We start from the raw sequence: 11,653 nt of genomic DNA, 5'->3' as shown, positions 1-11,653 counted from the left end.
TGGTTAGCTGTAGCGCCATGAGCACGTCCGCACCCACCATCGGAGATGAGTTCCTGCCCCGTGACACCGCGGATGTGGTTCGCACGGTTCGGGATTCGCGCCTGTCGACGAAACCGCTGATCATCCGGGGTGGCGAGCGGGCCGAGGACGAGCTGGCGGTGCCGGAGCAGGGTGCGGTGCTGTCCATGCGGAAGATGAACCGGGTGCAGGTGGTCGACGCCGATGCCCGCACGGTGCGGGTGCAGGCGGGGGCGCGGCTGGCCGAGATCGACCGCACGCTGGGTGCGCACGGGCTGGGCCTGCCGATCGTGGGCGACCACCGCGAGATCACCGCGGGCGGATTCGCGGCGGTCGGCGGGCTCAGTTCCGCCTCCCACCGGTTCGGCATGTTCAGCGACAATGTGGTGGAACTCGAATACGTCGATCAGGACGGACGATTCGGCACCTGCGGGCGCAGCCACAATACCGAGCGGTTCCGGCGCATCCTCGGCGGCGGCGGACGCACCGGCATCATCACCGCGCTCACCCTCGACGTGCGCACGGTGGACAAGGACCGCACCTGGCTCACCACCGACGCACACCGCTTCCTGGATTTCGACACCTTCGTCGACCAGTCGGTGCAGGAGATCACCCGACCCGGTGACGCGGTACTCCAGGTGGGCCGGTGGGTCGACACCGCGCCGCTGCGGGTGTCGCGACCGGTCGGCACCGGACAGGTCAAACTGGGCACCATGCGGTTCGGGCAGTGGTCGAGCCTGCACCCGACCACGCCGACCGGTTCGCTGCGCGCCCGGCGCGAGGTCGGCGCGCGGGCCCGAAAGTCGCTGGGCGCCATCGCCTCCTCGGCGGGCGGCCGCGCGGGTATGCCGGTGCGCTATGCCGCGGCCGGTGCGCTCATGTTCGCTCCGAAGGTGCTGACGCTGCGGGACGCGGAGTTTCTGGCCGATACCGTCATCAGTTCCTCCGAACGCGGTCCGGCGTACCGCATCTCGCTGTTCGCCCCCATGTCCACCTACGCACGGGTCTTCCACGGCCTGCACGACCTGTTCTCCGACCTGCGCGAACGCACCGGCTGCTTCACCGTCATCTCGGCCATGACCTACGGTGTGCGATCCCCCTACCTGCGCGAACTCGACGGCGAGGACCACGGTTTCATCACCTTCACCTGTCGGCTGCGGCCTGCCGCGCTGCCCTCGGAGATGCTGCGCGACATCGTGTCCGGAATCGACGAGATCTGTGTCGCCGAACGCGCCCGGCGGTATGACCCGACCGACTAGACTGTGTTCCGCCGCACACTCCTGGCAATCAGTCAGCGGCGATGTGCGGCCGGTATCGGCACTGTCGGCGGGGTGCTGATGCATGGTTCGGCTCGTTCCCACACGAAGGTTGCCTGTTCCATGATCGAATTCCGCCATGATCGCCGTCGGCCCGCCGCCGAATCCATCGCGGGCAAACGAATCGTCATCACCGATGCCTGTTCCGATATCGGCCGCGCCACCGCCCGGCTGCTAGCCCTCCAGGGCGCGGAGGTGCTGCTGGTGGCACGCCGCGGCGATCTCCTGATCTCCGATACCAATACCATTGTCCAAGCGGGCGGTTCGGCCCGCTGGCACCGCTGCGACATCTCCGCCCTCGGCGATGTGGATCAACTCGTCGAATGGGCGATCGCCGAATTCGAGCGCATCGACGTGCTGGTCAACAATGCGGGCCGCCCGCTGCGCCGCCCGGTGCTGCAATCGCTGGACAAGTTCCGCGACTATCAGCGCATGATGGCCGCCAACTACTTCGGCCCGCTCCGGCTCACCCTCGGCCTGATCCCGGCCATGCTGGCCAGCGGATCCGGGCATGTGGTCAATGTGGGGCCGTGGAGCCTGTCCACCGGAGCCGCACCGAACTTCGCCTCCTACGCCAGCGCTCAGGCCGCCTGGACCACCTTCGGCGACTGTGCGGACGCGGAACTGTCGCCGCGCGGCATCCACGTCACCTCGGTGCAGTATCCGGCCTTCAAGGCCGACGCCGAATCGCCGGACTACTACGCCGAGCATCCGGTCTCGGTGCCCGCCGAGGCGGCCCGCTGGATCGAGCACGCCATCCGCACGCGGCCCAGCCGGGTGGAGCCCCGCTTCTCCCGCACCCTGCGCGGGCTCGCGGGCGTCGCGCCCCGCTCCACCAGCCGCCTCATGCACGCCTTCGGCATGTAGCGCCTCGACAGGTAGCAGCGCGGCATACAGCGCTTTCGGCAATTGCGCGGATGAGGGGAAGGCGGGGTGCCCGCCGCCGAGCACCCCGCCTCTCACACTCACGCGAATTGCGCTCCGGTGACCGGCATTCCGACATTCCGGATGGGTCCGTCGATACAGGTGGTCACCGAGCCACCCGCCTTCTCGATCGGGCCGGTCGTGATCACCACCGTGCCCCCGGCGCCCGGCCCCTCCACGATCTGGAGCGTATTGGTCGCGGGCGCACCGTAGCCGTTCAGCGCGAACGGCCCGACAATGCGACTGACCTCACCATTGGCCCAGTTGAAGGTGGCGTCGAGCTTCCCGTTGACGCCCAGGCAGCTGGCCTCGCCGACGAAATCGGTGGACCAGCCACCCTCCTCGGTCGGGGTGCCGACGCAGGTGTGCAGATCGCCGTCCAGCCGCGCCGTCACCTGCGTGGGCTCCAGACCGATGGGAGTGTCGGACATGAACTGCACATGCCCGCCCGCACAGCCCCCGGAGATCGCGGTCGCCGCGGCCGGACCCGCCGTGACGGCGGCACCCGCGGTCGTGAACAGCACACAAAGGGCTGGCACCGCCAGCGTGGAAATACGAAGCTTCATCCCGCCCTTTCCTCGTGATCGTTCGAAATGACAGCCGACCGTAGCGCAACCATGCGCGGCGACGAGCCGAAATGCGATGAACCCGCGCGGCCGCCGAGCGACGCACCCGAGTGGACCCCGGCGGCGACTCGGACCGCGATGGTTGCCAGTGCTCACGACTCCGAGTTACATTAGTCGAGTGCCTAAGTTAGTCGAACGAGCAAATTCTAATCGGGGTCGGCAACGACGCGAGGAACTCATCGAAGCGGGGGTGGCGCTGCTCATCGAGGGCGGCTGGGCGGCCGTCACGACGCGAGCACTGGCCGCGCGCAGTGGAGCCAATGCCGGGCTCATCCACTATCACTTCGGCGGCCTGCCCGGCCTGCACCTGGCCATCGCCGAACGCGCGGGTGAGCGAGCCCTCGCCCCCGTTGTCGACGCGCTGCTGGGCGCATCGGACGCACACTCGGCGATAGCCGCGATGCGGTCGACGATCTCGCGGGTGGCCACCGACGACCAGATGGTCCGGCTGGCAGTCGAATTGGTGTCGGGGACACGGCAGGACCCCGCACTCGGCGTGGCCTTGCGGGAGAGTCTGCGTGAGGCACGCGAGCGGATCGCGGAGTGGCTCGGCGACCTGAATCCGGAGTGGACACCCGCGCAGCGGAGCGGAGCCGCCGTCCTCGTCGCGGCCCTCCTGGACGGCCTGCTCCTGCATCGCGAACTCGACGACGAGCTGCCGATCGATCCCGCGCTGGCCGTCCTCGGCACCCTCCTGGGCGACGAGTCATGCGGATCCTGATCCCCGGCGGCGGAATCGCCGGACTTACCCTCGCGTACTGGTTGCATCATTACGGCCATGAACCGGTCGTGGTCGAGCGCGCACCGCGTGGCCGGTACGGCGGCTATGGCATCGACTTCTTCGGCACCGGATACGACATCGCCGCCCGGATGGGCCTGACCGACCGGCTCGCCGCGCGGCAGCTGCCCACCGAAGACATCCGCACCGTCGACACCCGGGGTAGGCCACACGCACGGCTGGAACGACGCGTGCTGGAGAAGGTGATCGGCGGCCCCTATCTCGCCCTGATGCACGCCAGGCTGGAGGAGGCGCTCGCCGATGCCGTACGGAATAGGGTCGAGGTCCGCCACGAGCAGCGGGTCACGACCGTGCGGCAACGACCGGACGGTGTCGACGTCGCCTTCGCCGACGGCACCGAGGACAGCTTCGATCTGCTCATCGGTGCGGACGGCGTGCACTCGGCGACCCGCGAGCTCGTCTTCGGCCCCGAGCCCGGCTTCGCCCGGCACCTCGGCTACACCATGGCCTGCTACCCCGTGGCCGACACCTACGATCTCGGGCCGCGGCGCGTCCACTACAGCGAGCCCGGGCGACAGACGGTGCTCTATCCCACCGACACTCCCGGCGAACTGATCGCGCTCTTCCTTTATCGCACACAACGATTCGTTCCACCGCGGGCCGAGCGACCCGCGGCACTGCGCGCGGCGTTCGACGGGATGGGTTGGATCACCCCGCGCCTGCTCGCGGCGGCCCCGGCCGACGACCTCTTCATGGACAGCTTGACCCAGATCCGGATGCCGAGCTGGCACCGCGGCCGCGTCGCCCTGATCGGCGACGCCGCCGCGGCGATGACGCTGACCTCCGCGCAGGGGGCGTCCATGGCCATGGCCGGTGGCTATCTCCTCGCCGAGGCGCTGCACCGGCATTCGGAGCACGTGGCCGCCTTCCACGCCTACGAGGCGCGACTGCGCGCCGCCGTAGATCAGCGCCAGGACCGCGCCCGCGCCATCGCGCGCTCCCTCGTCCCCGCGACACGCACCGGCATCGCCGTTCAGACACTGGTCTCCAGCGTCGTCATGCGGGACGCCTTCGTCGGCCTGCTGCGCCGCGGATACGGCGACACCACCAGCGTGCTGGCCGAGACCTGAGTCCCATCCGCACGTATCGACATCGCCCGACACCAGACCGACCTACACCAGATCGACCTACACCGGAAAGGCAATCTCTTGACAGACGACCGGAAACTGGTCCTCGTCGCCGGAGCGACCGGCTATTTGGGCCGCCACATCGTCGCGCGACTGCACGACCAGGGGTATCGGGTCCGCGCGGTGGTCCGCGACAAGCAGCGGGCGCTGGCCCCCGGCGCGCACGGTGCGCCCGCCCTCACCGACGGCGTCGACGAATGGGTCGTCACCGACCGCGCATCCCATCTCGACGCGTCGATCATGAAGGACGTGGACCATGTCGTGTCGGCGCTCGGCGTCACCCGGCAGCGGGCGGACCCGTGGGACGTCGACTTCCTGCTGAACCTGCGCTATCTGGAATTGGCGGAACAGCACGGCGCCGCCTCGTTCCTCTACGTCGGAGTCATGAACGTCGACACCGGCACCTCGGCGCTCACCCGCGCGAAGCACGCGTTCACGGCGGCGCTGAGCCGATCTCGGGTGAGTCCGCAGATCGTCAATCCGTCGGGCTACTTCTCCGACCTCACGGAAATCTACGATCTCGCCCGGCGCGGCGTGGTGTTCGGACTGGGTGACGGGAGTGTGCGACTGTCCCCCATCCACGGCGCCGACCTCGCGGACTTCTGCGTCTCCGTGCTCCCGGAGGGCGCGGGCACGTGGGAGATCGGCGGACCCGAGGTGCTGAGCTACCGGGAGATCGTACGCCTGGCATTCGACGCGGCCGGGCGGCGCGAGCGGCATCTCCGGGTGCCCGGCGCGTTGACATCGACCGCGGTATGGCTCGCCGACCGCACCAGCCCACGCGCCGCCACCCTCATGCGGTTCTTCCTGGACGGCATGCGAACCGACTCCGTCGGAACGACTTACGGAACGCGCACCCTCGGCGACTACTACGCGTCACTGGCTCGATAGCCCGAACCGCGGCACGTCACCGGACAGCAGAACGCCCCGCCCGGAATCCGGGCGGGGCGCTTGGTGTGCTCGGGTCAGTGCTTCTCGGGGCCGAGGTGGTACTCGAACACCAGACCGCCCGCGGCGATCAGGATCAGCACCACGCCGACGCCGATCAGCCAGAACTGGAAGAACGCGAAGCCCAGCGCGGCGACCGAGCCGGCCGCGGCCAGCAGGATGGGCCAGAACGAACCGGGCGAGAAGAAGCCCAGATCGCCCGCGCCGTCCGCGATCTCGGCGTCCTCGAAGTCCTCGGGGCGCAGGTCGAGACGTCGCGCCACGAAGCGGAAGTAGGTGCCGACGATCAGCGACAGGCCCGCCGACAGCACGATGGCGGTGGTGCCGGCCCATTCGACGCCGGTGCGCGACTGGGCGGTGAAGTAGCCGTACACGATCGCCACGAGCACGAAGAAGATCGTGATCAGTTCGAAGATGCGAGCTTCGACCTTCATGTCAGTTCAGTCCTCACTTGGCGGCTTCCGTAAGGCCCTCACCACGGGCCGTACGTTCGGTGTCGAAGGGCTTGGTGGTCACGGCGACCGGCGACTCACCGATGGCGGCCAATGCCTCGGCATTGGTCTTACCGGACTCGCGCTCCTTCAGGTACTGCTCGAACTTCTCCGGCGTCACCGCGCGGACCTCGAAGTTCATCATGGAGTGGAAGGTGCCGCACATTTCCGCGCAGCGGCCGACGAACGCGCCTTCCTTTTCGATCTTGGTGATCTGGAAGGTGTTGTCCGAGTGGTTTTCCTTCGGGTTCGGCATGACGTCGCGCTTGAACAGGAACTCCGGCACCCAGAAGGCGTGGATGACGTCCGCGGCCGCCAGCTCGAACTCGATGACCTTGCCGGTCGGCAGGACCAGCACCGGGATCTCCTCCGAGGTGCCGATGGTCTCGATCTTGTCGTAGTTCAGGTAGGAGATGTCATTGGCCGGCAGACCGTTGTTCGGGCACGGCTGCGGGTGGCCCTCGTCGTTCTTGCGCTCCAGGCACTCTTCCCGGATCTGGGTGTTCATCTCCTCGCGCTCGGCGTCGACGCCGTCGTACTGGAGGCCACCGTCCTTGAAGTCGACCTTCTGGTAGCCGAACTTCCAGTTCCACTGGAAGGCGGTCACGTCGACCACCACATCCGGGTTGTCGACCTTCTCGTGCACGTAGTTCTGCACGACCACGGTGAAGTAGAACAGCACCGCGATGATCACGAACGGGATCGCCGTGTAGGTCAGCTCCAGCGGCACGTTGTAGCCGGTCTGGCGCGGGAACTCCGGCGAGTTCTTCTTCTTGCGGTGGAAGATGACGGTCCAGAAGGTCAGACCCCAGACCAGCACGCCCATCGCCAGCGCGGCGAGCACGGACCAGGTCCACAGCTCCCGCATCTTGGTGGCCTGCGGCGTGACACCCGAGGGCCAGCCGAACCGAAGCCACGGGTTATCGATCGAGCAGCCGGAGACGAGCATCGCGGTCATCCCCATGGACACCGCCAGCCCGGCCCGCCGAAGGATACGGCCCCGCCGACCCTGGGCGGGTCGTGCCCCTATCGCCTCGCTCGCCTTGTGCGCCACGCTCAACGCCTTCCTGGTCGTCTATTCGACACGGCGCCGCCCGGACTCCCTTCCGCCGGACGGCACATATTCAGCACGTTTGGGAAATTCTCAGGGTCGGGCGCACAACGCGCCACCGACTCCGGGAGTTCCCGAGTACTACGCAGCGTAGACCAAACCACCGCCCTGGATGTGATCGGGTCGCCCACGACACGCCCCGCCACACCCCCTGCGCCCCAACTCCCCTGGTCCCCGCAGCACGACAACCCTGCTCCCGACCGATAACCCCACCCCGAACCACCACGCCCCCAGACCCGACCGATAACCCCAGCCCAAGACACACCACCCCTGCCCGAGCCGCAAGCACCCCACCCCGAGCTGAGACACCCCCAGCCACCCCACCCCAAGGCACAACACGCCCGCCCCAAGGCACAACACCCCTGGTTCGCGGCGCGTCCCGGTTCTGGACTGAGTGGAGTGGAGGAGCGAAGCGGGGGAGCGGAGGGAGGGAAGAACCGGGACCTCCAGCGCCGCGAACCCGCCCGGAGCGAAGCGGAGGGCCAAAGATACGGCATACTCGGGCATTGAGTTTCGTCGTACCCGCCCCGTCCGGGGGCACGGTGTTCCCTTGACTCCCGAAGCGAGGTTTTCGTCGCAGTGTGTGGACTGCTCGGCTATCTGACCGTTGACACTTCCGGCGCTCCGGAGGGGACCACTGCCGAAGCCATCGCGGCGCAGCTGCACGAGGCGCTGGTCTGCCAGCGCCATCGCGGCCCGGACGAGCGGGGCACCTGGCACGACGAGCACATGGTGTTCGGTTTCAACCGTCTTTCGATCATCGATATCGAGCATTCGCACCAGCCGCTGCGCTGGGGGCCGCCGGAGAACCGGCAGCGCTACGCCATGACCTTCAACGGCGAGATCTACAACTATCTCGAACTGCGCGAGCAGCTGACCGCCGAGCACGGCGCCGAGTTCGGCGCCGAGCCCATGTTCGCCACCGAGGGCGATACCGAGACCATCGCGGCGGCCTTCCACTACTGGGGTCCGGAGGCGGCGGCTCGTCTGCGCGGCATGTTCGCCTTCGCGATCTGGGATACCGAGACCCGCAGGCTGTTCATCGCCCGCGATCCGTTCGGCATCAAGCCGCTGTTCCTGGCCACCGGTCCGGGCGGTACGGCCTTCTCCAGCGAGAAGAAGAGCCTGCTGGACCTGCTCCCCCAGCTCGGGCTGAGCGATGCGCTCGATCCGCGCGCGCTCGAGCACTACACGGTGTTGCAGTACGTCCCCGAGCCGGAGACCCTGCACCGGGATGTGCGGCGGCTGGAGTCGGGCTGCTACGCGTGGGTGGAGCCCGGGCAGGCCCCGAGGATCACGCGCTACTTCGATCCGCGTTTCCGGGTGGTGCCCTTCGCGAAGCCCGGCGAGGTGACCGCGCAGCCGCCCACCACGCGTCCGCGTCCGGCGGCGCAGCGCCCGAATACCGCCGAGTACCGCTATCGCGAGATCGCCGAGGCCCTGGAGGATTCGGTGGCCAAGCATATGCGCGCGGACGTCACGGTCGGCGCGTTCCTCTCCGGCGGTATCGATTCCACCGCCATCGCGGCGCTGGCCATCCGGCACAATCCGAATCTGCTCACCTTCACCTCGGCGTTCGAGCGCGAGGGCTACTCGGAGGCCGACGTGGCCGCCGAGACCGCCGCCGCCATCGGCGCGAAGCACTACATCCGCACCGTGAGCCCCGAGGAGTTCGCCGCCTCCATTCCCGAGATCGTCTGGTACCTGGACGAACCCGTGGCCGATCCGGCGCTGGTGCCGCTGTATTTCGTGGCGAAGGAGGCCCGTAAGCACGTCAAGGTGGTGCTGTCCGGCGAGGGTTCCGACGAACTGTTCGGTGGTTACACCATCTACCGGGAACCGCTGTCGCTGAAGCCGTTCGAGTATCTGCCCAAGCCGCTGCGCCGCCTGGCGGGCCGACTGTCGGAGCGCATTCCCGACGGCACCCGCGGCAAGAGTCTGCTGCACCGTGGTTCGCTGACCCTCGAGGACCGCTACTACGGCAATGCCCGCAGCTTCAACGACGCCCAATTGCGTTCGGTGCTGCGCGATTTCCGCCCCGAGTGGACGCATCGCGATGTGACCGATCCCATCTGGGCCATGCAGGGCCGTGACTGGGATCCGGTGGCGCGCATGCAGCATCTGGACCTGTTCACCTGGCTGCGCGGCGACATCCTGGTCAAGGCCGACAAGATGACCATGGCCAATTCGCTGGAGCTGCGGGTGCCGTTCCTGGATCCGGAGGTCTTCGCGGTCGCCGAGAAGATCCCGGTGGATCAGAAGATCACCAAGGACACCACCAAGTACGCCCTGCGCCGCGCGCTGGAGGACATCGTGCCCCCGCACGTCCTGCACCGCGCCAAGCTCGGATTCCCCGTCCCGCTGCGGCATTGGCTGCGCGGCCCAGAGCTCTACGACTGGGCGCGCCAGCAGATCACCGACTCCGCCACCGACCACCTGCTCGACAAGACCGCCGTGCTGGGCATGCTGGACGCCCACCGCGCGGGCACCTCCGACCACAGCCGCCGCCTGTGGACCCTGCTGGTCTTCATGATCTGGCACGGCATCTTCGTCGAACAGCGCATCAAGCCGGAGATCCAGGAACCCACTTACCCGGTCACGCTGTAATCCCGGGGCGCGGACACCCGCCAGCGCCGCAACCTTCTTACACACCTTTGCCGTTCCTTTCGCACCGGTCTGACCTTCCCCCACCACCATCGCTGTCGTGCCTCAACCGGGAGGCACCATGGCGAAAGACCCGACCGACATGCGCAGAACGGCACGAACAGCCCTGACCACCGTCGCCGCCGCACTGGTGGCGATCAGCACCCTCACCGCGTGCGGCGGCGCACAGCCCTCGGGAAGCACCGCGCCCTCCGGGGGCTCGCAGACCTCCGCGAGCCCGTACGCCTCCGCTACCCCACCGTGGTGCCCCACCCTCGACACCCACCGCGTCGACTGCGGCACGGTGGAGCGCGACCTGGTGCCCGGCGACCCCGACCTGGGCACCATCCGGGTCGCCTATGCCCGGATCCAACGCACCGACCTGGATTCCCCCGCCGCGGGCACCATCCTGCCGAATCCGGGTGGTCCCGGCGTCCCGCTCATCGAGCACGCCGATATGGCCCTGGCCGCCGTGGACGGCGATCTCCTCACCGACCACGACCTGCTGCTCATCGACCCGCGCGGCACCGGCCTGTCCACTCCGCTGGATTGCGGTGTCCCCGACCGGGATTTCCTCACGTTGCCGCGAGATGAGCAGCGCCGGAAGGCAACTCGCTGCGGCGAGCTGCTCGGCCCCCGCGCGGCGGGCTACACCTCCGCCGCCACCGTGGACGACTTCGATGCCGTCCGAACCGAACTCGGCATTCCGAAGGTGGTGCTGTACGGCATCTCCTACGGCACCTACCTGCTGCCGGTTTACGCCCAGCGCCACCCGGACCACGTCCAGTCCATGGTGCTGTCGGGTGCGTACCCGCACGATTTCGACACGCTCAACCGCCCGAACGCCGAAGCGGTGTCGCTGGCGCTACAGCGCATCTGCGACCGCGGCGGCGTCTGTGACGGCGCGGCCGCCGTCGCGGACCTCCGTGCGGTGAACGCCCGCCTGCGCACCGACCCGCTGCCCGTCCCCGCCGAGCGCCCGTTCACGCTGACCGAGGACAAGTTCGCCAGCCTGCTCTTCGAGGCCGCCACCTCCGGGGTCGGCAGCGATCCCGACCCCGTCCTGGGCACCGTCCCCGCCGCGCTGCGTGCGGCGGTGCGCGGCGACGACGCTCCCCTGCGCGCCTTCGCGGTCCGCGCCGCGACCTCGCCGGTCATGGAGAACATCGACCTCTACCTCGCCGTGGCCTGCAACGACTACCCGACGATCTGGTCCCCGGACGCCCCGGTGGCCGAGCGTGAACAGCGGTACCGCCGGGCCGTGGCGGCGGCCGGGGAGGCCGGGGCCTTCAGCGCCGCCGGGTTCTCGGCGGCCCAGCGCGACGGCGGCGACATCTGCCTGGGCTGGCCCGCCACCACCCGTATCGACCATGCCGCCCAACCGCTTCCGGACGTGCCCGTGCTGGTGCTCTCCGGTGACCTGGACGCCATCACCCCGGATGCCAATGGCGTGCGGGTGGCGGCGAAATTCCCCCGCGCCACCTTCGTCTCGGTGCCGAATGTGGGCCATGTGCCGGATCTGGTGCCGGGCGGCTGCGTCTCCGGTCTGGTGACGACGTTCCTGCGCACCGGCACGCCCGGCGCCACCGACTGCGTGCGATCCATCGCGCCGATCCCGGTGACGCCGGTCACCGACTGAGTCCGCGACCG

General features: G+C 68.6%; 10 protein-coding genes. 7 read left to right on the top strand and 3 right to left on the bottom strand.

Going from position 1 to position 11,653, the window contains the following annotated elements; all coding sequences use genetic code 11:
• The first annotated feature begins 17 nt into the window (after window positions 1-17).
• Both QJS31_RS08165 and QJS31_RS08160 read left to right on the top strand, forming a co-directional pair.
• Window positions 18-1,277 carry an FAD-binding oxidoreductase gene (locus QJS31_RS08165; RefSeq protein ID WP_282781914.1) on the top strand — a complete coding sequence of 420 codons (1,260 nt, stop codon included), beginning with the start codon at window positions 18-20 and terminating at the stop codon, window positions 1,275-1,277.
• Window positions 1,278-1,397: 120 nt separating this feature from the next.
• On the top strand, window positions 1,398-2,201 hold the full coding sequence (locus QJS31_RS08160; RefSeq protein ID WP_282781913.1) for an SDR family NAD(P)-dependent oxidoreductase: 804 nt from the start codon (window positions 1,398-1,400) through the stop codon (window positions 2,199-2,201).
• Window positions 2,202-2,299: 98 nt separating this feature from the next.
• Here QJS31_RS08160 and QJS31_RS08155 read toward each other — a convergent pair whose 3' ends face one another.
• Window positions 2,300-2,824, bottom strand: coding sequence for a hypothetical protein (locus QJS31_RS08155; RefSeq protein ID WP_282781911.1), 525 nt, complete (start codon window positions 2,822-2,824; stop codon window positions 2,300-2,302).
• Between the two features lie 178 nt (window positions 2,825-3,002).
• On the opposite strand from QJS31_RS08155, the gene QJS31_RS08150 reads away from it, so the two are divergent.
• From QJS31_RS08150 to QJS31_RS08140, 3 genes are all read left to right on the top strand, one after another.
• Window positions 3,003-3,605, top strand: coding sequence for a TetR/AcrR family transcriptional regulator (locus QJS31_RS08150; RefSeq protein ID WP_282781909.1), 603 nt, complete (start codon window positions 3,003-3,005; stop codon window positions 3,603-3,605).
• Complete coding sequence (locus QJS31_RS08145; protein WP_282781907.1) at window positions 3,593-4,753, top strand: FAD-dependent monooxygenase; 1,161 nt, start codon at window positions 3,593-3,595, stop codon at window positions 4,751-4,753. The genes QJS31_RS08150 and QJS31_RS08145 overlap by 13 nt, the downstream gene beginning before the upstream one ends.
• Before the next feature lie 78 nt (window positions 4,754-4,831).
• Window positions 4,832-5,701 carry an SDR family oxidoreductase gene (locus QJS31_RS08140; protein WP_306356337.1) on the top strand — a complete coding sequence of 290 codons (870 nt, stop codon included), beginning with the start codon at window positions 4,832-4,834 and terminating at the stop codon, window positions 5,699-5,701.
• Between the two features lie 74 nt (window positions 5,702-5,775).
• Here the strand turns inward: QJS31_RS08140 and QJS31_RS08135 are convergent, their stop codons facing one another.
• Together QJS31_RS08135 and QJS31_RS08130 are read right to left on the bottom strand one after the other, a co-directional pair.
• Window positions 5,776-6,192 carry a cytochrome c oxidase subunit 4 gene (locus tag QJS31_RS08135; protein ID WP_029929418.1) on the bottom strand — a complete coding sequence of 139 codons (417 nt, stop codon included), beginning with the start codon at window positions 6,190-6,192 and terminating at the stop codon, window positions 5,776-5,778.
• Window positions 6,193-6,205: 13 nt separating this feature from the next.
• Window positions 6,206-7,207: a cytochrome c oxidase subunit II gene (locus QJS31_RS08130; protein WP_228807852.1), complete on the bottom strand. Its 1,002-nt coding sequence runs from the start codon at window positions 7,205-7,207 to the stop codon at window positions 6,206-6,208.
• 732 nt (window positions 7,208-7,939) lie between these two features.
• On the opposite strand from QJS31_RS08130, the gene asnB reads away from it, so the two are divergent.
• Entirely contained in the window at window positions 7,940-9,967 is a 2,028-nt protein-coding gene (gene asnB / locus QJS31_RS08125) for an asparagine synthase (glutamine-hydrolyzing) (RefSeq protein ID WP_282779541.1), read from the top strand.
• A gap of 118 nt (window positions 9,968-10,085) precedes the next feature.
• Window positions 10,086-11,642 carry an alpha/beta hydrolase gene (locus tag QJS31_RS08120; RefSeq protein ID WP_306356336.1) on the top strand — a complete coding sequence of 519 codons (1,557 nt, stop codon included), beginning with the start codon at window positions 10,086-10,088 and terminating at the stop codon, window positions 11,640-11,642.
• Window positions 11,643-11,653: the final 11 nt, after the last annotated feature.

The organism is Nocardia sp. CC213A (assembly GCF_030766805.1).
In the GTDB taxonomy this organism is placed as follows: Bacteria; Actinomycetota; Actinomycetes; order Mycobacteriales; family Mycobacteriaceae; genus Nocardia; species Nocardia otitidiscaviarum.
This window is presented reverse-complemented; position numbering and strand designations above follow the sequence as displayed.

Excerpts from the sequence above, each read along its gene's own strand:
- QJS31_RS08155 (WP_282781911.1), bottom strand. The coding sequence starts at position 2,824 with ATGAAGCTTCGTATTTCCACGCTGGCGGTGCCAGCCCTTTGTGTGCTG.
- QJS31_RS08130 (WP_228807852.1), bottom strand. The coding sequence starts at position 7,207 with ATGACCGCGATGCTCGTCTCCGGCTGCTCGATCGATAACCCGTGGCTT.
- QJS31_RS08145 (WP_282781907.1), top strand. The coding sequence starts at position 3,593 with ATGCGGATCCTGATCCCCGGCGGCGGAATCGCCGGACTTACCCTCGCG.
- QJS31_RS08165 (WP_282781914.1), top strand. The coding sequence starts at position 18 with ATGAGCACGTCCGCACCCACCATCGGAGATGAGTTCCTGCCCCGTGAC.
- QJS31_RS08160 (WP_282781913.1), top strand. The coding sequence starts at position 1,398 with ATGATCGAATTCCGCCATGATCGCCGTCGGCCCGCCGCCGAATCCATC.
- QJS31_RS08135 (WP_029929418.1), bottom strand. The coding sequence starts at position 6,192 with ATGAAGGTCGAAGCTCGCATCTTCGAACTGATCACGATCTTCTTCGTG.
- QJS31_RS08120 (WP_306356336.1), top strand. The coding sequence starts at position 10,086 with ATGGCGAAAGACCCGACCGACATGCGCAGAACGGCACGAACAGCCCTG.